The sequence below is a fragment of the Hoeflea sp. BAL378 genome, assembly GCF_000759435.1.
Classification (GTDB): Bacteria; Pseudomonadota; Alphaproteobacteria; order Rhizobiales; family Rhizobiaceae; genus Hoeflea.
This window is the reverse complement of sequence record NZ_JRJG01000124.1, coordinates 1-22,420: the sequence shown is the minus strand read 5'-3', so window position 1 is coordinate 22,420 and position 22,420 is coordinate 1. Positions and strand designations below refer to the sequence as shown.

Sequence of the window (22,420 nt, the reverse complement as noted above, 5' to 3'; positions counted from 1 at the left end):
CCGGCCGTCGTCGCTGCGGCGGCCCCGAAGGCCGAGCCCCAGCCCGCGCCGCGGCCCGGACGGACAGCCCAGCCCGCCGCCGACCCGGAGGCTGACGCGCGGGCGCGGGAGGAGGCCTTCCTCACCCATCGCCCCGACGATCCCGGGATCGATGTGAACGCCGAGCCGGAAAAGCCCGGGCGGTTCCGGTTGTTCTGATGCGCATTTGAAAGGACCAGGCCATGCTTGACCAGATACGAGCCTTCTTGGGCGGACTGCGCGGGGAGGATCCGGGGACGCCGGATTCGGCCAATCCCGATGTCGCCGCGGTGGCTCTGTTCTTCCACGTCATCGGCGCGGACGGGGTGGTCGACGAGGTCGAGTCGGAAAAGCTCAAGGCGCTGATTATCGAGGAATATGGCGTGAGCGGCGCCGAGCTGCGCCGCCTGGTCGAGGCCGGCGAGCAGGCGGACCGCGAGGCCGTCGATCTCTATGCCTTCACCAGCGTCCTCAACCGCGCGCTCGAGCCGGAAGCGAAGGTCCATTTCATCGAGCTCCTGTGGACGCTTGCCTATGCCGACGGTCACCGGCACGAGTTGGAAGATCATGTGGTCTGGCGCATCGCCGACCTGATGGGCGTGTCCAATCGGGAGCGGGTGCTGGCGCGCCAGCGGGCGCTTGCCGATGCCGGGATCGACGACGGCGGGGACGCGGGCGACGGGATCTGAGTTCGGCCAGGACTTTCCGAAACACCCCCACGATCCTGTTCCGGCGAATGGCCGGGCGCCGGTCTCACCCACAGCGTGATGCCTCTCAGGCCGTTCCGGAACCGGGCTTCTCCACGGCAGGCATGCCGGCTTCCAGCGCCGCCCGGCTGTCCTCGGCGTCCTTGTCGAGCGACTGGATCTGCCTGAGCTGCGGAAAGCCGAAGCTCCAGGCGAGCGCCACCGCCAGCGTTCCGGCGCCGCCGATCACCACCGCCGCGACCGGGCCGATCAGCGAGGCCATGACGCCGGCGCGGAATTCGCCCAGCTCGTTCGAGGCGCCGATGAACACCATGTTGACGGCGCTGACGCGGCCGCGCAATTCGTCGGGCGTCCAGAGCTGCACCAGGCTCTGGCGGACATAGACCGAGATCATGTCGGAGGCGCCCATGGTGATCAGCGCCGCCATGCTGAGCGGCAGCGATGTCGACAGCCCGAACACCATGGTGGCCGCGCCGAACAGGCCCACGGCGATGAACATCGACCGGCCGGCATGCCTGCGGATCGGCCGCGAGGCGAGAAAGATCGCCATGCCGATGGCGCCGATGCCGGGGCTGGCGCGCAGCAGGCCCAGGCCCCAGGGCCCCAGTTCCAGCACGTCGCGGGCAAAGACCGGCATCAGCGCGATGGCGCCGCCCAACAGAACCGCGAACATGTCGAGCGAGATGGCGCCGAGCACGATCTTCTGGTTGCGCACATAGGAGAAGCCGGCGACCAGCGTCTGCCAGCTCTGGGCCTGGCCGCGGTTGCGCTGCGAGGGCTGCGGCACCAGGGAAATGGCGACGATCGAGGTGAGAAGGAAGCCCAGCGCGGTCAGATAGGGCGCCATCGCGCCGAGCCCGTAGAGCAGCCCGCCGGCCACCGGGCCGACGATGGTCGCGGTCTGCCAGGAGGTCGAGTTCCAGGCAATTGCATTGGGCAGGTCCCGCGCCGGCACCAGATTGGGCGCCAGCGACTGCGAGGCCGGGGCGAAGAAGGCCCGGGCGATGCCGATGAGCAGCAGCACCGCGAAGATCGGCAGCGGCGTCGTCAGGCCGCGCCAGGCGAACCAGACCAGCGCCGCCACCGCCACGGCGATCACGAGTTCGCAGATCAGCATGATGGTGCGGCGGCCGAAGCGGTCGGCGGCGGCGCCCGTGAACAGGATCAGCACCAGGGCGGGCAGGAACTGGATCAGGCCGACCAGGCCCAGGTCGAACGGGTCGCGGGTCAGGTCGTAGATCTGCCAGCCCACCGCCACGCTGATGATCTGCAGTCCGAAGGTCGAGAGAAACCGGGAGACGAAATAGAACGCGAAGGCGCGGTGTCGAAAGGCGGCGAACCGGTCTTCCGCCTGGACTTGAACTTGCATGATGATGGTCCGCTGCTGCAGGGCGCGCTGAACGGGGTGACCTGGATGAAGCCGCCCAGCATCATCACCGATTCAGGCAGAGGGCAAGCTATACACGATCGGGCGTCGGACGCCACAGTCTCGCGGCCGCCGTCCGCCGGCTTAACCCTGCCCGGGCTTTGGCCGGCCGATGCCCTTGCCGCCCGGGGCCGGAATGTCTACATGTCTCAAACGCGAAAAACAGCCGGAGAACCAAATGATCGCAGTATTTGCAACCATCGACATGGTGCTGGGCCTTTACACCTGGATCATCATCGCCAGCGCCATCTTCTCCTGGCTCTACGCCTTCAACGTGGTCAATTCCAACAACCGGTTCGTCGGCATGATCGGCGAGTTCCTCTACAAGGCGACCGAACCGGCGCTGCGGCCGATCCGCCGGATCATTCCGGATCTGGGCGGGCTCGACATCTCGCCGATCGTGCTGCTGATCGCGATCTTCTTCCTGCGCACGTTCATCCGGACGTCCATCATGCCGATCTTCATCTGAGCGCCTGGGTCACCCCGAGGGACGGCGCCATCGACGTCGCGATACGGCTCACCCCCGGCGCCTCGCTCGACGGCATCGACGGGCTGGTCGAGGATGCGGCGGGCGGCGTCCGGCTCAAGGCCCGCGTCCGCGCCGTGGCCGAAGACAACAAGGCCAACCGGGCGATCGAGAAACTGGTCGCCAAGCGGCTCGGCATCACCAAGTCCAGCGTCCGGGTGGTTTCCGGGGAAACGAGCCGGTCCAAGGTCCTGCGCATCGAGGGCGATCCACAGGACCTGGCGGCAAGGCTGGGCGGGCTGGTGACGGCCGGCTGATCTCAGCGCTTGGTCTTGGCCCGCTCGATCGCCTCGACGATCAGCCCGCGGGCGATCTCGGCATTGCGCCAGCCGCCGATCTTGACCCATTTGCCGGGCTCGAGATCCTTGTAGTGCTCGAAGAAATGCTCGATCTGCTGCAGCGTGATCTCCGGCAGGTCGCCGAAATCATTCACGCCGGCATAGCGCTGGGTCAGATGCGCCGAGGGCACGGCGATGATCTTCTCGTCCTGGCCGGCATTGTCCTCCATGATCAGCACGCCGATCGGCCGGACATTGATCAGGCAGCCCGGAATCAGCGGCCGGGTGTTGCAGACCAGAACGTCGATCGGATCGCCGTCGTCGGAGAGCGTGTGCGGCACGAAGCCGTAGTTTCCGGGATAGGTCATCGGCGTGTAGAGGAACCGGTCGACCACCAGCATGCCGGCGTCCTTGTCCATCTCGTATTTGATCGGCTGGCCGCCGACCGGCACCTCGATGATCACGTTGACGTCGTGTGGCGGGTTCTCGCCGATGCTGATGGCGTCTATGCGCATGATCGCTCCAATCCGGATTTCTGTTGCATGCCGTGCTCAAGCGGGGCGCTTTGGCGCACGGCGCTTCGGTTGGATCGGGAATTAAAGCCAAAGCGGGTTTTGCGCAACAGGACTTTCGATGCGGAGCGCGCGGGCTCAGGGCCAGACGAAGGCGAGCTTCCTCAGCGTCTTGCCGTCGAAGGTCTCGTGGCCTTCGGCGACGTCGCGGCCGCCCTGGAACCGGTAGAACTCGACGGAAGGGTGATTGTCCTCCAGGCACCAGACCACGCAGCCCTTGCAGCCGAGCGAGGAGAGAAGCTGCCGCGCCTCGCCGAACAGGCGCTTGCCGAGGCCCACCCCCTGGAATTCGGGCCTGAGATAGAGCTCGTAGATCTCGCCTTCCTGCGGCAGCGACCGGGCCCGGTTGAGGCCGAGCGTGGCGTAGCCCGCCACCGTGCCGCCGACATCGAGCACCAGGATCGAGGTCGAGCCGCGGATGGCGCGCTGCCACCAGCCGATGTTGCGGCGCTCGAGCATCTGCCTCAAAGACTTGTAGGGCAGGATGCCGGCATAGGCGTGGCTCCAGGCGGCGCGGTGCGTGCCGGCAATGGCCTCGGCATCCTGCGGCTCGGCATGCCGTATGTCGATGGTTAACGTGCTCATGGCCTCATTCTACCGCTCCGGGGACATCGGAAGAAAGCGCAAGCGGCTGTCCTCCGGGGTCTGCCCACAGCATTGTTCTGTGGACGGCGTGGATGAGTTAACCGTCTGTTAACGAATTATGCAAGGGAGTCGCGGCGTCAATCCGCGGTTCAGGCGCCGTCCGCGAAGCCGTCGAGGCGGATCTGCGCCGCCTCGAAGAACTGGCCGACCTGCAGTCCGTCCACCAGCGCATGGTGCACCTGCACCGCCACGGCGCAGCTCACGCGCCCGTCCGCTCCGGTGACGAACCGGCCCCAGGAAAACCGCGGAATGCAGTCGTCGGGGCCGGGCAGCGCATTGTCGAGCGCGGTGAAATCGAGCCAGGGCAGGCAGGAGAGATAGGCGAGATCGTGCCGCTCGCCGGTGTTGGCGCCGAGATCGGTGCTGTTGGCGGTTTCGTCGATGATCGCCTTGCAGCGTTCGTCGAAGCCGGCCCAGTCCTCGCTCCAGGGGATGTAGCAGTAGCCGAAGGTGTCGCCGGGGCGCGGAACGGTCGTCGACAGCGAGATCGCGTCGTATTGCAGCACCCGGTCGCCGATGAAGCGCATCTTCAGCGCCGGCACCGCATGGATGCCGGCGCCGATCGCATGGATGAAGGCCCGGTGCGGCGACACCCCGCGCGGCCGCGCCCTGGTCATCAGGGCGGTGACGTCGACGCGCGCGGTGGTGGCGAAATGCGGCCGGTCATAGGTCCGGAACAGCCTGAACTGCCCGGCCCTCGGCCAGGTCGCCAGGTCGATGTCGCGCGAAGCGGCCATGCCGGTCGGCCCGGTCAGGCCGCGCTGGCGCCGGACTTGGCGAAGCGCTTGCGGTCGGTGGCGTCGAGGTAGCGCTTGCGCAGCCGGATCGACTTGGGCGTGACTTCCATCAGCTCGTCGTCCTGGATCCAGGACAGCGCCCGGTCGAGCGTCATGCGGATCGGCGGGGTGAGCTTCACCGCCTCGTCCTTGCCGGCGGAGCGGATGTTGGTGAGCTGCTTGCCCTTGAGCACATTGACCTCGAGGTCGTTGTCGCGGGTGTGGATGCCGATGATCATGCCCATGTAGACCTTGTCGCCCGGCTCGATGATCATCGGGCCGCGGTCCTCGAGGTTGAACATGGCGTAGGCCACGGCCTCGCCCGCCATGTTGGACAGGAGCACGCCGTTGGTGCGGCCGCCGATCTCGCCCTTGTAGGGCTGGTAGTCATGGAACAGCCGGTTCATCACCGCGGTGCCGCGGGTGTCGGTCAGCAGTTCCGACTGGTAGCCGATCAGGCCGCGCGTCGGCGCATGGAACACCAGGCGCACGCGGTTGCCGCCCGAGGGGCGCAGTTCGGTCATCTCGGACTTGCGCTCGGACATCTTCTGCACGACGACGCCGGAATGCTCCTCGTCGACGTCGATGACCACTTCCTCGATCGGCTCGAGCAGCTTGCCGTTCTCGTCATTGTGCATGACCACGCGCGGACGCGAGACGGCCAGTTCGAAGCCCTCGCGGCGCATGGTCTCGATCAGCACGGCGAGCTGCAATTCGCCGCGGCCGGAGACGTAGAAGGAATCCTTGCCTTCAGATTCCTCGATCTTCAGCGCCACATTGCCTTCGGCTTCCTTGAGCAGGCGATCGCGGATGACGCGGCTCGTCACCTTGTCGCCCTCGGTGCCGGCGAGCGGCGAATCATTGACCATGAAGGTCATGGTGACGGTGGGCGGGTCGATCGGCTGGGCGGTCAGCGGCTCGGTGACGGAGGTGTCGCAGAACGTGTCGGCGACGGTGCCCTTGGACAGGCCCGCGATGGCGACGATGTCGCCGGCGTGGGCCTCGTCGACCGGCTTGCGCTCGAGCCCGCGGAACGCCAGGATCTTGGAAATGCGGCCGGTCTCGATCAGCTTGCCTTCGCCGTTGAGCACCTTGACCTGCTGGTTGGACTTGACGGTGCCGGAATGGATGCGGCCGGTGATGATGCGTCCCAGGAAGGGGTTGGCTTCGAGAATCGTGCCGATCATACGGAACGGGCCTTCGGCGACGGTGGGCTCGGGCACATGCTCGAGCACCAGGTCGAACAGCGGCGCCAGCGTGCCGCCGTCTTCGGGGCGGTCCGGACCGGTCGACATCCAGCCATTGCGGCCCGAGCCGTAGAGAATCGGGAAATCGAGCTGCTCGTCGGTGGCGTCGAGCGCGGCGAACAGGTCGAACACCTCGTTGATGACTTCGTCGACGCGGGCGTCGGGGCGATCGATCTTGTTGATGGCGACGATCGGGCGAAGCCCGACCTTGAGCGCCTTGCCGACCACGAACTTGGTCTGCGGCATCGGGCCCTCGGCGGCGTCGACCAGCACGATGGCGCCGTCCACCATCGACAGGATGCGCTCCACCTCGCCGCCGAAATCGGCGTGGCCGGGGGTGTCGACGATGTTGATGCGGTGGCTCTTCCATTCGACCGAGGTGGCCTTGGCGAGAATGGTGATACCGCGCTCCTTCTCGAGATCGCCCGAATCCATGGCGCGTTCCTGGACGCGCTCGTTCTCGCGGTAGATGCCGGACTGCTTCAGGAGTTCGTCAACCAGCGTGGTCTTGCCATGGTCAACGTGGGCGATAATCGCAATATTGCGGATGGACATGGATCAGGTCTCGTTCTGGAGAATACAAAAGCGCCGGATGTGGATCCGGCGCGGCCGGCAAATGCCGGGATTTGCGCGGCTTATACAGGGTTTCTTGCAGTTGCGAAAGAGGCCAGGGCAACACAGTCTGTCCCGCCCCTCCAAAGGATCAGGAAATGATGTTTCACAGATACTGTACCGGCAGCGAAACAAAATCTCGATCCTCCCTCTGGCGTCCCGGCGCGCAATTCGGCGCCATTCCGGGCGACCCGGCGCCGGGCAAACCCGCTTCTAGGCAGCCAGGGTCACGGTTTGATGACGCGCTGGGACGGGCGGCGGAAAGCGGGGTTTGCCCCGGCCGGATCGTCCCATGCCGGGGTGCTGTTCAGGACCTGCTCTGGCTGGCGGCGGGCGACCTTGCCATCACCGACAGGCCGCGTCAGGCGAGCCCGCGTTTTGCGAGCATCGCCGTGGCGTCGGGCATGCGGCCGCGGAAGGCCTGGTAGAGCTCGGCCGGATCGCGCGAGCCGCCGGCCGAATAGACGTATTTATGCAGCTTCTCGGCCATCTCGGCATTGAACGGATCGCCGGTCTCCTCGAAGGCGGCGAAGGCGTCGGCATCGAGCACTTCCGACCACATGTAGGAATAATAGCCCGCCGAATAGCCTTCGCCCGAGAACACATGCAGGAAATGCGGGCTGGCGTGGCGCATGACGATCGCCTCGGGCAGCCCCAGCTTCTTCAAGGTCTCGGCCTCGAACGTCGCCGGATCGGGTTTCTGGCCGGCGGTGTGCCAGGCCATGTCGACGAGCGCGGAAGCCGTGAACTCGACCGCATTGAAGCCGGCGTTGAAGGTCTGGGCGGCAAGCACCTTGTCGAGCAGCACGTGCGGGATCGGCTCATTGGTCTTGTAATGGCGGGCGTGTTTCTCCAGGATTTCGGGCACGGTCAGCCAGTGCTCGTAGAGCTGCGAGGGCAGCTCGACGAAATCGCGGCTCACGGACGTGCCCGAGAGCGAGGGATAGGTCACGTCCGACAGCATGCCGTGCAGCGCGTGGCCGAATTCGTGAAACAGCGTGCGCGCGTCGTTGAGCGACAGCAGTGCCTCCTGGCCGGCGGCGGGCTTGGAAAAATTCATCACATTGGTGATGATCGGCGTCTCGCCCACCGAGCCGTCGGGCATCGTGAGCTTGTGCTGGCTGCGCATCCCGCTCATCCAGGCCCCGGAGCGTTTTGACGGCCTTGCGAAATAATCGGCGATGAAGGTGGCGATCATGGCGCCGTCGCGGCCCCGCACCTCGAAGACGCGCGCCTCCTTGTGCGGGCCGCGGACATCCTTGCGCTCGGTCATGGTGATCCCGAAGAGGCGGTTCGCCACGTCGAAACAGGCCTCGATTATCCGGTTCAGCGGGAAATAGGGCTTGAGTTCGCTTTCCGAGAAGGCGAAACGGCGGGCCTTCAGCTTCTCGGCGTAGTGCCGCCAGTCCCAGGCCGCGACCTCGTGGTTGCCGCCCTCTTCCGCGATCAGTTTGGCCAGTTCGGCGCGGTCGCTGTCGGCGCTCTTGACCGCGCGGGTCCAGACATCGCCCAAGAGCGCTTCCACCGCTTCCGGGGTCTTGGCCATGGTGTCATCGAGCTTGTAGGCGGCGTAGCTCGGATAGCCCAGCAGTGCCGCCTTCTCGGTCCTAAGCGCGATGATCTGAGAGATCAGCGCGGCATTGTCGGTGGCCCCGCCCTTGGCGCCGCGCGCCGTCCAGGCCCTGAAGGCGGTCTCGCGCAGGTCGCGGCGCTCGCTCGAGGCCAGGAACGGCTCGATGATCGAGCGCGACAGGGTGACGGCGTATTTGCCCTTGTGGCCGAGGTCCTCGGCGACCGCGGCCATGGCCGCGCGCAAATCGTCCGACAGTCCGGCAAGCTCGGCCTCGTCCTCGAGCAGCAGCAGATAGTCGCGCTCATCGGCGAGCACGTTCTGGCCGAACCGGGCGCCGAGGCCCGCGAGCGTCTCGCCCACTTCGGCGAGCCGCTTCTGCCCGGCCTCGTCGAGCCCCGCGCCTGACTTGATGAAGGATTTCCAGATCCGCTCGAGCAACCGGTCCTGCTCCGGCGTCAGGCCGAGATCTGCGCGCTTCTGGTAGAGCGTGTCGACGCGGGCAAACAGCGCCTTGTTCATGGCGATCTTCGAATAATGCCGCGACATGCGCGGCGCGATCTCGCGCTCGAGCGCCTGGATGACGTCATTGGTGTCGGTGCCGGCCCGGTTCCAGAACAGGGACGACACTTTCGAGAGCCTGTCGCCGGCGAGTTCCAGCGCTACCAGCGTGTTGGCGAAGTCGGGTGCGGTGGGATCGGCGGCGATCGCCTCGATCTCGGCGTCGTGCTCGGCAAGTGCAATCTCGAAGGCGGGCGCGAAATCGGCGTCGGCGATGGTCTCGAAATGCGGCAGGCCGAGCGGGCCGGTCCAGTCGAACACGGGGGAGGCGGATGCGGTCATGGGAGGCTCCTTGTCATGACCCTCCATGTAGGCCGGGCGGCGCTTTCGAACAAGGCGGGCGGCGCGGGCTGGCCGGGCGCGGGCCAAACAAAAGGGCGGGACCCTCTCCGGTCCCGCCCTGTTCCGTGTCACATCGGTCCCTGCCGGGCCCGCTGTCAGATCTTGCGGTCGCGCGCGGCCAGCGTCCGGAGCCTCAGCGCATTGAGGCGGATGAAGCCCGCCGCGTCCTTCTGGTCATAGGCGCCGCGGTCGTCCTCGAAGGTCACCAGCGCGTCGGAATAGAGCGACTTGTCGCTCTCCCGGCCGGTGACCATGACATTGCCCTTGTAGAGCTTGAGCGTGACTTCGCCCTCGACATGCTTCTGGCTCAAATCGATCGCCGCCTGCAACATCTCGCGCTCGGGCGAGAACCAGAAGCCGTAATAGATCAGCTCCGCATAGCGCGGCATCAGCTCGTCCTTCAAATGGGCGGCGCCGCGGTCGAGCGTGATCGATTCCATCGCCCGGTGCGCGGTGAGCAGGATGGTGCCGCCCGGGGTCTCGTAGACGCCGCGCGACTTCATGCCGACGAAGCGGTTCTCGACCAGGTCCAGCCGGCCGATGCCGTTGTCGCGGCCGTAATCGTTGAGCTTGGCGAGGATCGTCGCCGGGCTCATGCGTTCGCCGTTGATCGACACCGCGTCGCCCTTCTCGAAGCCGATCTTGATGATGGTCGCCTTGTCGGGCGCGGCTTCGGGCGAGATCGTGCGCATGTGGACGTATTCCGGCGCTTCGACGGACGGGTCTTCGAGCACCTTGCCTTCGGAGGAGGAGTGCAGGAGGTTGGCGTCGACCGAGAACGGGGCCTCGCCCATCTTGTCCTTGGAGACCGGGATCTGGTGCTCCTCGGCGAATTTGATCAGGTCGGTGCGGCTCTTGAACGACCAGTCGCGCCAGGGGGCGATGATCTTGATGTCGGGGTTCAATGCATAGGCCGACAGTTCGAAGCGGACCTGGTCGTTGCCCTTGCCGGTGGCGCCGTGGGCGATGGCGTCGGCGCCGGTCTCGCGGGCGATTTCCACCAGCCGCTTGGAGATCAGCGGCCGGGCGATCGAGGTGCCGAGCAGGTAGACGCCTTCATAGACGGCGTTGGCGCGGAACATCGGGAAGACGAAGTCGCGGACGAATTCCTCGCGCACATCCTCGATGTAGATGTTCTTGTCCGGGATGCCCAGCATCTCGGCCTTCTTGCGCGCCGGGGCCAGTTCCTCGCCCTGGCCGAGATCGGCGGTGAAGGTGACCACTTCGGCGCCGAGTTCGGTCTGCAGCCATTTGAGAATGATCGAGGTGTCGAGGCCGCCGGAATAGGCGAGAACGACTTTCTTGACGTCCTTGTGCGATGCCATTGCGTGTGTCTTCCTGTCTTGTCTGTTCCTGTCCGCCCGGTGAGGATCGGCGGACCCCTGATTTCGGCGGCACTTTAGCCGGAAGCCGCGCGGATACAAGCTTGCAGGCCTGTCCCGCAAGGCAAATCCGGCGTTTGGCGCCGAAAATCGCGCCAGTATCGAGGGCTCCGGCCGCGGCGGCCGCCGCGCCGGGGACAGCAAGCCGGGGCGGGATGCGTCATCTTGTCCAGTGCGCATGTTCCGGCGAAGCGGTTGATCTAAATCAAAAACCCCTCGTCCGGGCGGACTAGGTTCCCGGCTGTTCGACTTTTGTGAATTCGGGGATTTGACATGACACTTCACACATCGGCGCTGGCCATCGGCCGCTCGGTCCTGGCACTGGGCCTCCTGGCCTCAACTGCAACCACGGCGCTTTCCGCCGATCTTTCCCAGCGAATGGGACCGGCGGCCGAGTCAAGCCCCTGGCAGGTGCGCCTGCGCGGTCTGGGCGTCTTCACCGAAGACCGGGGCTATGTCTCCCAGGTCCCGGGATCCGGCCTAGAATATTCCGACACGGTCGTGCCTGAACTGGATATCAGCTATTTCTTCACCGACAACATTGCCGCGGAACTGATTCTGGGAACCACCAAGGCCGACATCAAGGGCACCGGCTCCGTCGCCGCGCTGGGCAAGGTCGGCGAGACCTGGCTTCTGCCGCCAACCCTGACGCTGCAATACCACTTCACCGATCTGGGCGCCTTCAAGCCCTATGTCGGCGCGGGCGTGAACTACACGATGTTCTTCAGCCAGGACCCGGCCGGCGCCTTCTCCGACATCAAGGTCAAGAACACCTTCGGCGCCGCGCTGCAGGTCGGCTTCGACTACATGATCGACGATCACTGGGGCGTCAACTTCGACGTCAAGAAGCTGTTCCTCGAACCGGAATGGACGGGAACCGCGGGCGGCGCCGCGCTCTCCGGCAAGGCCAAGCTCAATCCCTGGCTCGTCGGCACCGGTCTGACCTACCGCTTCTGAGCACAGGTTCAGGCCCTTCTCACCCGACCCCCGGCGCCTGCGCGCGCGCCGGGGGTCGTCCGGAGTGCGCAAGGCGTGCGACACGGCCTGCGGGACGCAGGGCCCGGATTGGCAGAGCGCCGGAATCGGCCTAAGAGGGATCCAGTTCCTGATCCGGATCCCCGCCATGCTCACGACCTACATCCCCGCCCTCCCCGTGCTTGCGGCTTTCAGCCTCGCCGTGCTGCTGCTCGCCATCACCCCGGGGCCCGACATGACCCTGTGGATGAGCCGGACCCTTCGCGACGGCCGCACCATCGGGCTGATGACGCTGCTCGGCACCAATCTCGGCATCGCCATCCACACGCTGCTCGTGGCCTTCGGCGTCTCGGCGCTGATCGTCGCCTCGCCGATGGCGTTTCTGGTGCTGAAGACCGGCGGCGCCGCCTACCTGCTCTGGCTCGCCATCCAGGCCGTGCGCAACCGGTCGGTTCTGTCCCTTGCCTCCACCGGCAAGCGCGAGGCCTCGGCGTGGCGCGCCTTTCTCAACGGGCTCTGGGTCAATCTCCTCAATCCCAAGGTCATCATCTTCTTCATGACCTTCCTGCCGCAATTCGTCAGCGCCCGCGATCCGCACGTCACCGGCAAGCTGATCTTCCTCGGCCTGCTGTCGATCCTGATCGCGCTGCCGGTCGCCATCGCCGTCGTCTTCGGCGCCAACGGCCTGGCCGACTGGCTCAGGCGCAAGCCGCAGGTGATGCGCATCGTTGATTATGTCTTCGCCGGCGTGTTCTCGGTGTTTGCGATCCGCATCCTGATGACCCAAGGCCGCTGATCGACATCGGGGACAGAGTTTACTTCTGCATTTTCTTGTATCAGGCCAATGGCTTACCGGAAAAAGTAAACTGTCCCCGGCCTAGCTCGGCTCGATCGCCCTGGCGCGCTCGCTCGGCAGCCAGCGGCCGGCGGAGCGGCCCGAGACCAGCCAGTAGACCGAGGCGCCGATGACGGCGCAGGCGGTGTGGATGGCGATCATCGGCGCCGGGTCGGCGGCGGCACCGCCAAGCCGGTAGACGCCCGCCGCCAGGGCGATCGCGGCGCCCGCCAGCGCATAGGTCAGCCAGTCGCGCCGCCTGAGGAACTCGAACACCGCGATCAGGGCGAAGGCCGGCAGCAGCACGGCGCGGGCGAACAGGCTCGCAAGCCCGAGCACGCCCACCACCAGGGTGACGGTGAGCTCGAGCTCGTCGAACCGGCCGAAATCCTCGGGCACGACGATCCGCGCCAGAAAGGCATAGGCAAGGCCCGCCGCCACGCAGCCGGCGAAGAAGCCGAAGCTGATCAGGAACAGGCGCGCGAGAAGGCGGATGATGTCGCTCATTGCGCTCGGTCAGTCGGCGCCGTGGCCGGCGATCATCAGGCCTTCGAGCGCCAGCCGGTCGGACTTGCGCATGCGTTCCGATTCGCTCTTGAGCTGGCCGCAGGCGGCCAGGATGTCGCGGCCGCGCGGGGTGCGGATCGGCGAGGCATAGCCGTTGGCGTTGACGAAATCGGCGAAGGTCTCGATCGTCTCCCAGTCCGAGCACTCATAGGGCGATCCCGGCCAGGGATTGAACGGAATGAGGTTGATCTTGGCGGGAATGCCCTTGAGCAGCCGCACCAGCTCCTTGGCGTCGGAGAGCGAGTCATTGACGCCCTTGAGCATCACATATTCGAAGGTGATGCGGCGCGCATTGGACAGGCCGGGATAGCTGCGGCAGGCGTCGAGCAGCTCCTTGAGCGGATATTTGCGGTTGATCGGCACCAGCTCGTTGCGCAATTCGTCGCGCACCGCATGCAGCGAGATCGCCAGCATGACGCCGATTTCCTCGCCGGTGCGGACGATCTCCGGCACCACGCCCGAGGTCGACAGCGTGATGCGGCGCTTGGACAGCGCCAGGCCGTCGCCGTCGGCGGCGATCAGCAGCGCCTTCTTGACGTTCTCGAAATTATAGAGCGGCTCGCCCATGCCCATCATGACGATGTTGGTGATCTTGCGGCCCTCGGCCGGCACGATCGCGCCCTGCGGCGTGTCCTTGTGCGGAAAGTCGCCGAGCCGGTCGCGGGCGACCATGAGCTGCGACAGGATCTCCTCGGAGGTGAGGTTGCGCACCAGCATCTGCGTGCCGGTGTGGCAGAAGGTGCAGGTCAGCGTGCAGCCCACCTGGCTCGAGATGCACAGTGTGCCGCGGCCTTCCTCGGGAATGTAGACGGTCTCGACCTCGACCGGCCGGCCAGCGCCGCGCGGCGGAAACCGCATCAGCCATTTGCGCGTGCCGTCGCCGGAGATCTGTTCCTCGACGATTTCCGGCCGGGCGATGGTGTAGCGGGCGGCCAGCGCATCGCGCAGCTCGCGCGAGATCGTGTGCATGTCGGCAAAATCGGAGACGCCGCGGATGTAGAGCCAGTGCCAGATCTGGCTCACGCGCATCTTGCGCTGCTTCTCGGGCACGCCGGCCTCGGCCATGGCTTCAACCATTTCGTCGCGGCTCATGCCGATCAGCGTCGGCTTGCCGTCCATGGACCTGGCGGCGGGGGAGCGGGCGGGACGCGCGGCAGGGTTGGTGAGGTCGATCGTGGCTGGCATCTTGACTCGGGACTCTTGCTGGCTGGAGCGCCGCGCGCCCAGAGGGTCGCACGAGGGCTGCTCCATTTTTGAAAATCACGCACCGCTGTCTCCGAAACTCGGTCTTCGGATGTCGCGCCGGTGCGGCAGGCCAGCCCTGTATCAGGTTTTGCGCGGCGCGTCACTATCCGCGGCCGCGGCAGGCTCCGGCGGCTTGCGCAGCGCCGCCGGCGCCCGCCGATGCGCGAGCCCGATGATCCAGGCGAGCAGGGACGGAGTCCCCCGGCCCGGGCGGCGGCGCCTGCGGTCAGCGTTTCGGGCCTGCTCGGCGGCGGGGTCATCCGCCCAGGGCCCTAGCCTCAGGGCCATCATCGTCGCATGATCGTAATAGCTCATGGCCCGCTCCCTTGAACCGTTCAGGAGACCGGGATAGCGGGACACTGCTGACACCCTGTTGTCAGTGGGGGGTGCTAGAGTGTCAGCAGTGCATGGGAGCAAAGGCGATGCGCCGGTCAAACCGCCTGTTCGAAATCATCCAGATCCTCAGATCCGCCGCCCGGCCGATGACGGCGGATGGGCTCGCCTGCAAGCTCGAGGTCTCGACAAGGACGATCTACCGTGACATCGCCGCGCTGCAGATGATGCGCACGCCCATCGAGGGCGAGCCGGGCGTGGGCTATGTCATGCGCCGCGGCTACGATCTGCCGCCCTTGAATTTCGATGCCGAGGAGATCGAGGCGCTGCGGGTGGGCCTGGCGCTGCTGTCGCGCACCGGCGACAGCGCGCTGCAGCGGGCGGCGCGGCGCATCCACGACAAGGTCGAGGCGCTGCACGGGCCGGCGGACTGGCTGCTGGTGGCGCCCTGGGGCGCCCCGCCGGATGACCCGGCCAAGGGCTGCGTCTCGGTCGCCACGCTGCGCGACGCCATCCGCGCCGAGCGCAAGCTGAGGCTCACCTATCAGGACGAACAGGGCTGCCGCACAGTGCGGACCGTGCGGCCTCTGGCGCTGGTCTACCATCTCGAATGCGTGATGCTCGCCTGCTGGTGCGAGCTGCGCGCCGGCTTCCGGCATTTCCGCACCGACCGGATCTACGGCTGCGCCGTGCTCGAGCAGCGCTTTGCCGGCGAGGGCGCCGTGCTCAGGTCGCTCTGGCCCGATCAGAACCGCTGGGACCCGGCATCGCCTGAGATGGCTGCGCCGGCGTGATCGCCGCTGCATCGGCAGGTGTCAGCATGGCGTCGACGAACCCGGTTATGTCGAGCCGCGGCAGCGCCGGTTCGCCCGCGAGCTGTTCGAGCCCGATCAGCGTCGCGCAGAGAAAGGCCGCCCGCGAGCGCGCCTCGGGTCCCGCCAGGCCGGCGCCGCGCAACTGCAGGGTCAGGAACGCCAGCCGCTCGGCGTCGGCCTCGCGCACCACGGCCTGCACCGCCTCGTCGCCCGCGGCCCAGTGACGGATCGCGGCTTCGGCCATCGCCCCGCCATAGTCGCGCGCAGGCTGGCTCAGTACGGTTTCGAAAAGCCGGATGAACAATGCCCGCGGCGCGAGCTCGGCCGAGGTCATCGCGGCGATCACATCGCGCGTCGCAACCCGCCGCCAATGCTCCACCATCGCAGCCCTGAGCGCTGCCAGGTCAGCGAAATGCCAGTAGAAGGAGCCCTTGGTGACGCCCAGCTCCCGGCACAGGTAATCGACCCGGATCGCAGTCGGACCGGACCTCGTGAGCAGCCGGAACGCCGCCTTGATCCAGTCTTCCGGGGTGAGCGTGTCTCTTTGTGCCATGCCCCACCATACTCGAAGTATTGACAGGATCAACGTCAACATGCATTCCATACCCCAAGTATGGAAAGACCTGAAGGCAAGGAGAGACCCCTATGACAGCTTCGTCCGATTCGAACCGGCCCGCCCTGGTGGCCGGCTGGCTGCTGCTTGCGCTGGTGGCGAGCTTTGCCACTCTGGTGCCCGGCGGACCCGTCGAAACAAGGGACTTTTCCGGGCTTGGCGGCCTGATCTTCTCAGGGTTCAATGTGTTTCTTGTCGCGCTGGGGGTGACCGCGCTGGCCGCCGCGATCGGGCTGATCAAGGGCAGACTGGCCTTCGCCTGGGTGGCGATCGGGGTGTGCTGGGGATATGTGTTCGTGGTGCTTCTGGATCTTGGCGCGGTGTTTCCACGATCGCCCGATCCGATTCCGCTGCCGCTCGGCCTGATCGAGATCCTCGATTTCATTCTCGCCTTTTATGTCGCCGCGCTTTGCCACAGGGCTTTGCGACATATCTGATCCGGTGCCCGGCCGGGCGCCGCAGTCGACGGCGGACAAACGCAAAGAAGGCCGGTTTCCCGGCCTTCAGAGACGTCGGTGATGCGGCAGAAATCCTATTTGCAGCTTGCGATCTGGTTCAGCGCCGCGGTGATGCCCTTGAGCGAATAGCTGTAGGAGGTGTCGGTGCCGCGGCGCGACACGGCCTTGACCGTCATCGAGGTGCCGGCCTTCATCGCCGCCACGAGCTGCGGCTCCTGGGCGGCGTTTTCCACCCAGGCGGAGCTGCCGCGGGTGAAGAAGGTGAAATCCCGCCCGTCGACAGTGACGGTGACCTTGGACGATTCCTGCAGCGGATAGCCCATCATGGCGTGCGGCTCATAGCTCACATTCTGGCCCGGCCTCTGCGAGACCAGGAAAAAGATGTCGCCGTGATCGACATTGGTCGGCGCCGAGCTGATCGGTATCGACAGCACGTAGCAGACCTTGCCGCCGTTTGAATCATATGAATACGCGCCCCAGGAATCAAACTGCTGGATCCTGGTGGGCGATTGCGCCGCCGCGGCGGCGGTCAAAGCGAACAGCGCCGTCACTGCGGTTGCGAGTGTCTTCCCAAACATGGCTTTCCTACCGGTTCTTTGTCCTGTGCCACGGCCGGACGGCCGCGACGGTTCCCGCTCGATGCGAGGTGATTGGTTCATTTTGACTTAATCCTGGTTACCAAACCGTCAATGATTCCCTTAAAGGGCCCGCAATATGGGGTCTGGTGCGGCGTGTTGTCCCTTGCTCACCTTTTGTAACAACGTGAATCCGGCAAGAGTTTGACCTTTGATAAATCCTGTGTAGGTGTTGATATCGTAACGGTGTGGCGGCGAGGGGTCGCATCACGCATGCGGGGTACTGCGCAACTGATGTCGGATGACTTGAAACAGCGGTTTGCCCGTCTTGCCGAGGCGGTCGCCCAGAGGCGGGACCAGGCGGCGTTCGCCGAACTTTTCGACTATTTCGCGCCGCGGCTCAAATCCTACCTGCAGCGGCTGAGCATGGAGCCCTCCCAGGCCGAAGAGATGGTGCAGGAGGTGATGATCGTGCTGTGGCACAAGGCGGGACTGTTCGATCCCGCCAAGTCGTCGCTCGCCACCTGGCTGTTCCGGGTCGCGCGCAACCGCCGCATCGATGCGCTCAGGCGCGACCGCAGCGCCCTGCTCGATCCCGAGGATCCGGCGCTGCAGCCCTCGCAGCCCGAAGCCGCCGACGACATCTTCGAGGCCGAGGAGCGCGACGAACGGGTGCGCAAGGCGATGCTCGACCTGCCCGACGAGCAGGCGATCCTGGTGCGCCAGGCCTTCTTCCTGGGCAGGTCCCACAGCCAGATCGCCGAGGACACCGGCCTGCCGCTGGGCACGGTCAAGTCGCGCATCCGGCTCGCCTTCTCGCGGCTCCGGCGGAGCCTCGAAAACGACGACGGCGACATGACGATGCACTGACTGCGGAAAAGTCCGGGCGGCGTCTGTCCCGCACCGGCAGGAAGACTGCCTGGGCAGAACGACTCCCCGGCCTTACGCGGTCTTAGAGCTTCCGGCCTTCTTGGTCCCGGGTTTCTTATCGGCGGCGAAATTTTCCAGCGACTTGCGCGCGGCGAGGCGGTGGGCCTCGGTCAGGTTCGAGCGGATCGTGGCGATGGCCAGCGTCAGCACGGCGATGTCGTCGGAAAAGCCGACAAAGGCCAGGATATCGGGAATGGCGTCGACCGGCATGATGAAATAGGCGAGCGCGCCCAGGAGCACGGCCTTGGACTTGCCCGGCGTCTCGGGATCGAGCGCGCAGTAATAGGCGGCCACCACATCCTCGGCGAAGGGGATCTGCCCCGCCGCCTTGCGGAAGGTGCGCCAGAACCCCGCCCGCACGGAGCTTTCGTCCGCGCCTTTCGGGTTTTCGCCGGCCTTTTCCTCCGGCCCGAGAATTTCGCCTTCAAGAGTGCTCATGCGGTGCCCTCCGGTTGCCACTGTACTCTGTCCATTGCCTTCATATGGTCATGGGCGCCGCCGCCTTCAATATTTTGGCCCGTCACTGCCCCGGCGCGCCGGCGATCCGGTCCATGGCGATCGCCAGCTCGAAATCGAGCCCGGTCAGCCCGCCGGCGTCATGGGTGGTCAGGCGCACGTCGACGGTGCGGTAGACATTCTTCCATTCGGGATGGTGGTCGAGCTTCTCGGCCACCAGCGCCGCCCGCGCCATGAAGCCGAAGGCCTCGCTGAAGTCCTTGAACCTGAACTGCTTGTGCAGCGCTGTCTCGCCGGCGTCGATGTCCCAGGTGGAGACGGCGGCGAGCTTTTCGGCAACGGAAGTGCTATCGAGTTTCTGACGCGTCATGGTGTCCTCCGGAACTCAAAGGGTGAATTCATGATGAAACCAAGCGTAACCGACCCCGCCACTGAAACGCAACTTTCGGTGCTGTTTGTCTGCATGGGCAATATATGCCGGTCGCCGCTGGCGGAGGGCGTGTTCCGCCAGGCGCTGGCCGAGGCGGGCCTGGGCGGCCTCGTCGCCGTCGATTCGGCCGGCACCGGCGACTGGCACCGGGGCGATGCGCCCGATCCGCGGGCGATCGAGAAGGCGTCCGGCCACGGGATCGACATTTCGGGCCAGCGCGCGCGCCAGGTCGCGGCTGAGGATTTCGACCGCTTCGAGCTGATCCTGGCGATGGACCGGTCGAACGAGGCGACGCTCCGGGCGCGCTCGCCCGCGGCGCGGCGTGGCCGGATCTTCCTGTTCCTGGAGCATACGACGGGCTCCCGCGCCGACGTGCCCGATCCCTATTATGGCGGCGTTGACGGCTTCGAGCAGGTCTATCAGCTGCTCCGCGAGGGCTGCACGGCGCTCGTCTCGAGGCTCGGGACGGAATTGCGCCAGCCCAGCGGATAGGCTTCCTCGACCACATAGGGGCCGCCGCCGACCGAATCGCGCGACGACATCACCACGAAGCGCCCGACCGTGAAGGGCAGGGTGCGGAAATTGCCGCGCGCGCCCAGATACTCGACCACGTCGCCGACCCGGGCATTGCGCAGCCGCGCCAGCGACACATGCGGCGAGAACCGGCGCGGATCCGGCCCGAGGCCGAGCCGCTGGCAGATCCGCTCGATCTCCGCCTGCAGCGCCTTGAGCTCGGCCGAGGGCGACACGCCGGCCCAGATCGAATGCGGCTTCTTCGAGCCGAACGACCCCATGCCCGACAGCGACAGCGGGAACGACGGCCGGTCGATCCGGTCGAAGGCGCTGATCAGCTCGTCGGCGGTCGGAGCATCGATGTCGCCGATGAATCGCAAGGTGATGTGGTAGTTCTCGACGTCGATCCAGCGTGCGCCGGGAAGTCCGCCGCGCAGCAGGGAGAGCGACATGGTCGCGTCCCGCGGGATTTCGAGAGCGGTAAAAAGCCTTGGCATCGCTGTTCCCCCGAATCGTCCGATACGTCGAACGAATCACGACAAGCGCCCCAGGGCAAGCACCGAGATTTCGGGCCTGGGCCGCCGAAAATTGCTAGCGGGCCTTGAGGCGGGCGATGAACTCTTCCGCCACCGGCACGAAGCCTTCCACCATCTGGTTGATTCCCTTGGCGTTTGGATGCATGCCGTCGCTCAGCGTCATGCCCGCCACGCCGGTCACGCCGTCGAGAAAAAAAGGATAGAGCAGCAGGTCATATTTGCCCGCGAGGTCCGGATAGATGGAATTGAACGCCGATTCGTAGTCCGGCCCGAGATTGGGCGGGGCGAGCATGCCGGCCAGCAGCACCTCGATGCCGCGGTCCTTGAGCCGCACGATCATGGCTTCGAGGTTCTTGCGGGTTTCCTCGGGCGGCACGCCGCGCAGCGCGTCATTGGCGCCCAGTTCGAGGATCACGCCGTCGGTGCCGTCGGGGATGGACCAGTCGAGCCGCGCCAGCCCGCCCGCGGTGGTGTCGCCCGACACGCCCGCGTCGGCGATGGCGACATCATGGCCGCGCGCGGCGAGCGCCGCCTGCAGGCGCGCCGGAAAGCCGTCGCCGCTCGCCAGTTCATAGCCCGCCATCAGGCTGTCGCCGAAGCCGACGATGGTCAGCGTCTCCGCCTTCGCTGCGACCGTGGCGGCGGCGAGCAGGGCGGCGACCGCGATCGATGCCAGCTTCGTTCCAATGCGCATGATAGGGCTCCCGTGATCGCCGTGGCCGGCTGTTGCTGTTGCCCTATATAGGCGCGGCGCCGGCGAAACAAACGCCACGGCCGGCATCATCCGCCATCGCCCCGCTCGTACCGGCGGCGCGCCAGCTCGACCTGCCCGGACAGGAAGTCGGGAAAGGCGATGCCGGCCACCGCCAGCGCCTGGGGGATCAGCGACGCCTTGCTCAGGCCGGGCAGGGTGTTGATCTCCAGGAAGACCGGCCCGTCCGGGCCGACGATGACGTCGGTGCGGGAATATCCATAGGCGCCGATGGCGGCGTGGGCGGCGAGCGCCAGGTCCTGGAGCTGGTCGTTCCAGTCGTCCGGAATGTCGGCCGGACAGATTTCCCTGCATCCCCGTCCCAGGTACTTGGCGCTGTAGTCGAACTGGATATCGGCGTCGAGGACGATCTCCACCGGCGGCAACGCCCGCGGCGCGTCATCCGTCTCGATGACGCCCACGGTGAATTCGCGGCCGCTGACGAAGGGTTCGAGCATGTAGTCGCAGTCGGCGGCGGCCGCCCTGAGCCGGTCCAGGCCGGATTGGCCGTCGACGGCGATCAGCCCGTGGCTGGATCCGCTGGCCACCGGCTTGCCGATCAGGGGTCCATGGGTCTCGAGGAAGCCTGCGGCCGCGGCGACATCGGTGCCGGCCTTGAGCAGCAGGCTGGGGGCGACGGCGCCACCGGCCGCGGCCACCAGCAGCTTGGACTGCTGCTTGTCGAAGCCGCGCGCGCTCGCCGCCGACCCCGAGCCGGTGAAGGGAATGCGGCGCCTTTCGCAGTCCAGCGCCAGCGCGCCGTCTTCCGCGCCGTCGCCATGCAGGCCGAGCACCAGCAGGCGCGAATCGTTCCGCGCCCGCTCCAGCGCCTCGTCGACGCTCCGCGCAAGCGGCGGCGAGACCGGTTCGAACTCGACCTCGAAGGCGGAGCGATGCGCGGCAAGTTCGGCGTGGCTCACGGGAATGAAGCAGTCGTCGGGCCGCCAGAACCAGAGCTCGGCGCCGGGCGCGTGGCCGGCCAGGTTCTGGGCCGAGGCGACCGAGACCAGCCGTTCCGCGCCATGCCCTCCAAACAGGATCGTGATGTCGTTCATGGTTCGTCCTTGGCTCGGCAACGGGGTCCGGCCCGACCGGGCCCGGCGAGACCGACTATCGGCAGCATTGGGCCGAAAATGCGACGGGCCTTTCGGCGCATGCGGACCTGTCAGGCTAAGGCCGGGCCCGACCATGCCGGCCGACGGGTGGCTTCCGGTAAAAAACGCCCGCCCGGGCGGCATCGAGTCCGGCAAGACTTTAAAACCGCGGGCCCCGCCCCTAAGTGCACTGGAACGCATGTCTTGCACTTCACCCCATCTCGTTCAATCATGACAGGAAGCGGCCCCGTGACGGAAACCATTGTCAAACTCAGGGCCGCGGATCTCACGCTCGGCAGCGGCGCCTCGTCGGTGCATGTGCTCAAGGGGATCGACATCGATATCGCAGCGGGCGAATCGGTCGGCATCGTCGGGCCTTCGGGGTCCGGCAAGTCGACGCTGCTGATGGTGGTGGCCGGCCTCGAGCGGCTCGATAGCGGCGAGGTCCATGTCGCGGGCCACGCGCTGCACAGGCTGAGCGAGGATGCGGTGGCCGCCGTCCGCGGCCGCTCGATCGGCATCGTGTTCCAGTCGTTCCATCTCATTCCCAACATGACCGCGCTCGAGAATGTCGCCGTCCCGCTCGAGCTCGCCGGCCGCGCCAACGCCTTCGAGCGGGCGCGCCAGGAGCT

General features: G+C 66.4%; 27 protein-coding genes and 1 pseudogene. 11 read left to right on the top strand and 17 right to left on the bottom strand.

What is annotated here, in order from left to right; translation table 11 throughout:
* Together LL06_RS27920 and LL06_RS21325 are read left to right on the top strand one after the other, a co-directional pair.
* Nucleotides 1–198: pseudogene (locus LL06_RS27920) on the top strand (heme biosynthesis protein HemY); the annotation flags it as partial.
* A gap of 23 nt (nt 199–221) precedes the next feature.
* Nucleotides 222–707, top strand: a complete 486-nt coding sequence (locus tag LL06_RS21325) for a TerB family tellurite resistance protein (RefSeq protein WP_035531612.1) — start codon at nt 222–224, stop codon at nt 705–707.
* Between the two features lie 85 nt (nt 708–792).
* Here the strand turns inward: LL06_RS21325 and LL06_RS21320 are convergent, their stop codons facing one another.
* Complete coding sequence (locus tag LL06_RS21320; RefSeq protein WP_035531609.1) at nt 793–2,094, bottom strand: MFS transporter; 1,302 nt, start codon at nt 2,092–2,094, stop codon at nt 793–795.
* A gap of 235 nt (nt 2,095–2,329) precedes the next feature.
* Between LL06_RS21320 and LL06_RS21315 the strand changes: the two genes are divergently transcribed.
* Both LL06_RS21315 and LL06_RS21310 read left to right on the top strand, forming a co-directional pair.
* Complete coding sequence (locus LL06_RS21315; protein ID WP_035531605.1) at nt 2,330–2,620, top strand: YggT family protein; 291 nt, start codon at nt 2,330–2,332, stop codon at nt 2,618–2,620.
* Nucleotides 2,617–2,934 (top strand): DUF167 family protein, encoded by a 318-nt coding sequence (locus LL06_RS21310; protein WP_035531627.1) that lies wholly within the window; start codon nt 2,617–2,619, stop codon nt 2,932–2,934. Before LL06_RS21315 ends, LL06_RS21310 begins: the two co-directional genes overlap by 4 nt.
* Before the next feature lie 2 nt (nt 2,935–2,936).
* Here LL06_RS21310 and ppa read toward each other — a convergent pair whose 3' ends face one another.
* The 6 genes from ppa to LL06_RS21280 form a co-directional block, all read right to left on the bottom strand.
* Nucleotides 2,937–3,470, bottom strand: coding sequence for an inorganic diphosphatase (gene ppa / locus LL06_RS21305; protein WP_035531602.1), 534 nt, complete (start codon nt 3,468–3,470; stop codon nt 2,937–2,939).
* 135 nt (nt 3,471–3,605) lie between these two features.
* Nucleotides 3,606–4,112, bottom strand: a complete 507-nt coding sequence (locus LL06_RS21300) for a GNAT family N-acetyltransferase (RefSeq protein ID WP_035531600.1) — start codon at nt 4,110–4,112, stop codon at nt 3,606–3,608.
* 149 nt (nt 4,113–4,261) lie between these two features.
* Nucleotides 4,262–4,909, bottom strand: coding sequence for a chloramphenicol acetyltransferase (locus LL06_RS21295; RefSeq protein ID WP_035531598.1), 648 nt, complete (start codon nt 4,907–4,909; stop codon nt 4,262–4,264).
* Nucleotides 4,910–4,923: 14 nt separating this feature from the next.
* A complete protein-coding gene (gene typA / locus LL06_RS21290) occupies nt 4,924–6,750 on the bottom strand; it encodes a translational GTPase TypA (RefSeq protein ID WP_035531595.1) in 1,827 nt (608 codons plus the stop codon).
* 418 nt (nt 6,751–7,168) lie between these two features.
* The gene (locus LL06_RS21285) at nt 7,169–9,220 is read right to left on the bottom strand and encodes a M3 family metallopeptidase (protein WP_035531593.1); all 2,052 of its coding nucleotides are present in this window, start codon (nt 9,218–9,220) and stop codon (nt 7,169–7,171) included.
* A gap of 155 nt (nt 9,221–9,375) precedes the next feature.
* The gene (locus LL06_RS21280) at nt 9,376–10,605 is read right to left on the bottom strand and encodes an argininosuccinate synthase (RefSeq protein ID WP_035531590.1); all 1,230 of its coding nucleotides are present in this window, start codon (nt 10,603–10,605) and stop codon (nt 9,376–9,378) included.
* A 330-nt stretch (nt 10,606–10,935) separates the two neighbouring features.
* Here LL06_RS21280 and LL06_RS21275 point away from each other — a divergent pair, with 330 nt between their 5' ends.
* Nucleotides 10,936–11,619, top strand: a complete 684-nt coding sequence (locus LL06_RS21275; RefSeq protein WP_035531588.1) for an OmpW family protein — start codon at nt 10,936–10,938, stop codon at nt 11,617–11,619.
* Nucleotides 11,620–11,785: 166 nt separating this feature from the next.
* Nucleotides 11,786–12,433 (top strand): LysE family translocator, encoded by a 648-nt coding sequence (locus tag LL06_RS21270; protein ID WP_035531586.1) that lies wholly within the window; start codon nt 11,786–11,788, stop codon nt 12,431–12,433.
* A gap of 81 nt (nt 12,434–12,514) precedes the next feature.
* On the opposite strand, the gene LL06_RS26560 is transcribed toward LL06_RS21270, so the two are convergent.
* The 3 genes from LL06_RS26560 to LL06_RS21255 all read right to left on the bottom strand — a co-directional run bounded on the left by LL06_RS26560 (nt 12,515) and on the right by LL06_RS21255 (nt 14,599).
* A complete protein-coding gene (locus tag LL06_RS26560; protein ID WP_052161799.1) occupies nt 12,515–12,979 on the bottom strand; it encodes a hypothetical protein in 465 nt (154 codons plus the stop codon).
* A 9-nt stretch (nt 12,980–12,988) separates the two neighbouring features.
* A complete protein-coding gene (gene rlmN / locus LL06_RS21260; RefSeq protein WP_035531584.1) occupies nt 12,989–14,224 on the bottom strand; it encodes a 23S rRNA (adenine(2503)-C(2))-methyltransferase RlmN in 1,236 nt (411 codons plus the stop codon).
* 141 nt (nt 14,225–14,365) lie between these two features.
* The gene (locus LL06_RS21255; protein WP_035531580.1) at nt 14,366–14,599 is read right to left on the bottom strand and encodes a hypothetical protein; all 234 of its coding nucleotides are present in this window, start codon (nt 14,597–14,599) and stop codon (nt 14,366–14,368) included.
* A 107-nt stretch (nt 14,600–14,706) separates the two neighbouring features.
* Between LL06_RS21255 and LL06_RS21250 the strand changes: the two genes are divergently transcribed.
* Nucleotides 14,707–15,411, top strand: a complete 705-nt coding sequence (locus LL06_RS21250; RefSeq protein WP_035531578.1) for a YafY family protein — start codon at nt 14,707–14,709, stop codon at nt 15,409–15,411.
* On the opposite strand, the gene LL06_RS21245 is transcribed toward LL06_RS21250, so the two are convergent.
* Nucleotides 15,344–15,985: a TetR/AcrR family transcriptional regulator gene (locus LL06_RS21245; protein WP_035531575.1), complete on the bottom strand. Its 642-nt coding sequence runs from the start codon at nt 15,983–15,985 to the stop codon at nt 15,344–15,346. The two genes, LL06_RS21250 and LL06_RS21245, sit on opposite strands and share 68 nt — an antisense overlap.
* Before the next feature lie 92 nt (nt 15,986–16,077).
* Between LL06_RS21245 and LL06_RS21240 the strand changes: the two genes are divergently transcribed.
* On the top strand, nt 16,078–16,482 hold the full coding sequence (locus tag LL06_RS21240) for a hypothetical protein (RefSeq protein WP_201772369.1): 405 nt from the start codon (nt 16,078–16,080) through the stop codon (nt 16,480–16,482).
* A gap of 95 nt (nt 16,483–16,577) precedes the next feature.
* On the opposite strand, the gene LL06_RS21235 is transcribed toward LL06_RS21240, so the two are convergent.
* Nucleotides 16,578–17,081, bottom strand: a complete 504-nt coding sequence (locus LL06_RS21235; RefSeq protein ID WP_035531572.1) for an invasion associated locus B family protein — start codon at nt 17,079–17,081, stop codon at nt 16,578–16,580.
* A gap of 291 nt (nt 17,082–17,372) precedes the next feature.
* On the opposite strand from LL06_RS21235, the gene LL06_RS21230 reads away from it, so the two are divergent.
* On the top strand, nt 17,373–17,948 hold the full coding sequence (locus tag LL06_RS21230) for a sigma-70 family RNA polymerase sigma factor (protein ID WP_035531569.1): 576 nt from the start codon (nt 17,373–17,375) through the stop codon (nt 17,946–17,948).
* A 72-nt stretch (nt 17,949–18,020) separates the two neighbouring features.
* On the opposite strand, the gene LL06_RS21225 is transcribed toward LL06_RS21230, so the two are convergent.
* Nucleotides 18,021–18,446, bottom strand: coding sequence for a YkvA family protein (locus tag LL06_RS21225; protein WP_052161798.1), 426 nt, complete (start codon nt 18,444–18,446; stop codon nt 18,021–18,023).
* Between the two features lie 82 nt (nt 18,447–18,528).
* The gene (locus LL06_RS21220) at nt 18,529–18,834 is read right to left on the bottom strand and encodes a 4a-hydroxytetrahydrobiopterin dehydratase (RefSeq protein WP_035531566.1); all 306 of its coding nucleotides are present in this window, start codon (nt 18,832–18,834) and stop codon (nt 18,529–18,531) included.
* Nucleotides 18,835–18,867: 33 nt separating this feature from the next.
* On the opposite strand from LL06_RS21220, the gene LL06_RS21215 reads away from it, so the two are divergent.
* Nucleotides 18,868–19,386: a low molecular weight protein-tyrosine-phosphatase gene (locus tag LL06_RS21215; protein WP_052161800.1), complete on the top strand. Its 519-nt coding sequence runs from the start codon at nt 18,868–18,870 to the stop codon at nt 19,384–19,386.
* Here the strand turns inward: LL06_RS21215 and thpR are convergent.
* The 3 genes from thpR to LL06_RS21200 form a co-directional block, all read right to left on the bottom strand.
* Nucleotides 19,314–19,904 carry an RNA 2',3'-cyclic phosphodiesterase gene (thpR, locus tag LL06_RS21210; protein WP_035531563.1) on the bottom strand — a complete coding sequence of 197 codons (591 nt, stop codon included), beginning with the start codon at nt 19,902–19,904 and terminating at the stop codon, nt 19,314–19,316. The two genes, LL06_RS21215 and thpR, sit on opposite strands and share 73 nt — an antisense overlap.
* Nucleotides 19,905–19,998: 94 nt before the next feature.
* Nucleotides 19,999–20,637: an arylesterase gene (locus tag LL06_RS21205; RefSeq protein ID WP_035531560.1), complete on the bottom strand. Its 639-nt coding sequence runs from the start codon at nt 20,635–20,637 to the stop codon at nt 19,999–20,001.
* 86 nt (nt 20,638–20,723) lie between these two features.
* Nucleotides 20,724–21,749, bottom strand: coding sequence for a hypothetical protein (locus tag LL06_RS21200; RefSeq protein ID WP_035531558.1), 1,026 nt, complete (start codon nt 21,747–21,749; stop codon nt 20,724–20,726).
* A 288-nt stretch (nt 21,750–22,037) separates the two neighbouring features.
* On the opposite strand from LL06_RS21200, the gene LL06_RS21195 reads away from it, so the two are divergent.
* Nucleotides 22,038–22,420: ATP-binding cassette domain-containing protein (locus LL06_RS21195; RefSeq protein ID WP_035531555.1), on the top strand; the 383-nt coding region annotated here is incomplete at its 3' end.

Excerpts from the sequence above, each read along its gene's own strand:
- LL06_RS21295 (WP_035531598.1), bottom strand. The coding sequence starts at position 4,909 with ATGGCCGCTTCGCGCGACATCGACCTGGCGACCTGGCCGAGGGCCGGG.
- LL06_RS21285 (WP_035531593.1), bottom strand. The coding sequence starts at position 9,220 with ATGACCGCATCCGCCTCCCCCGTGTTCGACTGGACCGGCCCGCTCGGC.
- LL06_RS21225 (WP_052161798.1), bottom strand. The coding sequence starts at position 18,446 with ATGAGCACTCTTGAAGGCGAAATTCTCGGGCCGGAGGAAAAGGCCGGC.
- LL06_RS21300 (WP_035531600.1), bottom strand. The coding sequence starts at position 4,112 with ATGAGCACGTTAACCATCGACATACGGCATGCCGAGCCGCAGGATGCC.
- LL06_RS26560 (WP_052161799.1), bottom strand. The coding sequence starts at position 12,979 with ATGAGCGACATCATCCGCCTTCTCGCGCGCCTGTTCCTGATCAGCTTC.
- LL06_RS21240 (WP_201772369.1), top strand. The coding sequence starts at position 16,078 with ATGACAGCTTCGTCCGATTCGAACCGGCCCGCCCTGGTGGCCGGCTGG.
- LL06_RS21255 (WP_035531580.1), bottom strand. The coding sequence starts at position 14,599 with ATGAGCTATTACGATCATGCGACGATGATGGCCCTGAGGCTAGGGCCC.
- rlmN (WP_035531584.1), bottom strand. The coding sequence starts at position 14,224 with ATGCCAGCCACGATCGACCTCACCAACCCTGCCGCGCGTCCCGCCCGC.
- LL06_RS21200 (WP_035531558.1), bottom strand. The coding sequence starts at position 21,749 with ATGAACGACATCACGATCCTGTTTGGAGGGCATGGCGCGGAACGGCTG.
- LL06_RS21275 (WP_035531588.1), top strand. The coding sequence starts at position 10,936 with ATGACACTTCACACATCGGCGCTGGCCATCGGCCGCTCGGTCCTGGCA.
- LL06_RS21325 (WP_035531612.1), top strand. The coding sequence starts at position 222 with ATGCTTGACCAGATACGAGCCTTCTTGGGCGGACTGCGCGGGGAGGAT.
- typA (WP_035531595.1), bottom strand. The coding sequence starts at position 6,750 with ATGTCCATCCGCAATATTGCGATTATCGCCCACGTTGACCATGGCAAG.
- thpR (WP_035531563.1), bottom strand. The coding sequence starts at position 19,904 with ATGCCAAGGCTTTTTACCGCTCTCGAAATCCCGCGGGACGCGACCATG.
- LL06_RS21320 (WP_035531609.1), bottom strand. The coding sequence starts at position 2,094 with ATGCAAGTTCAAGTCCAGGCGGAAGACCGGTTCGCCGCCTTTCGACAC.
- LL06_RS21215 (WP_052161800.1), top strand. The coding sequence starts at position 18,868 with ATGAAACCAAGCGTAACCGACCCCGCCACTGAAACGCAACTTTCGGTG.
- LL06_RS21245 (WP_035531575.1), bottom strand. The coding sequence starts at position 15,985 with ATGGCACAAAGAGACACGCTCACCCCGGAAGACTGGATCAAGGCGGCG.
- LL06_RS21270 (WP_035531586.1), top strand. The coding sequence starts at position 11,786 with ATGCTCACGACCTACATCCCCGCCCTCCCCGTGCTTGCGGCTTTCAGC.
- LL06_RS21205 (WP_035531560.1), bottom strand. The coding sequence starts at position 20,637 with ATGCGCATTGGAACGAAGCTGGCATCGATCGCGGTCGCCGCCCTGCTC.
- LL06_RS21235 (WP_035531572.1), bottom strand. The coding sequence starts at position 17,081 with ATGTTTGGGAAGACACTCGCAACCGCAGTGACGGCGCTGTTCGCTTTG.
- LL06_RS21230 (WP_035531569.1), top strand. The coding sequence starts at position 17,373 with ATGTCGGATGACTTGAAACAGCGGTTTGCCCGTCTTGCCGAGGCGGTC.
- ppa (WP_035531602.1), bottom strand. The coding sequence starts at position 3,470 with ATGCGCATAGACGCCATCAGCATCGGCGAGAACCCGCCACACGACGTC.
- LL06_RS21315 (WP_035531605.1), top strand. The coding sequence starts at position 2,330 with ATGATCGCAGTATTTGCAACCATCGACATGGTGCTGGGCCTTTACACC.
- LL06_RS21280 (WP_035531590.1), bottom strand. The coding sequence starts at position 10,605 with ATGGCATCGCACAAGGACGTCAAGAAAGTCGTTCTCGCCTATTCCGGC.
- LL06_RS21250 (WP_035531578.1), top strand. The coding sequence starts at position 14,707 with ATGCGCCGGTCAAACCGCCTGTTCGAAATCATCCAGATCCTCAGATCC.
- LL06_RS21220 (WP_035531566.1), bottom strand. The coding sequence starts at position 18,834 with ATGACGCGTCAGAAACTCGATAGCACTTCCGTTGCCGAAAAGCTCGCC.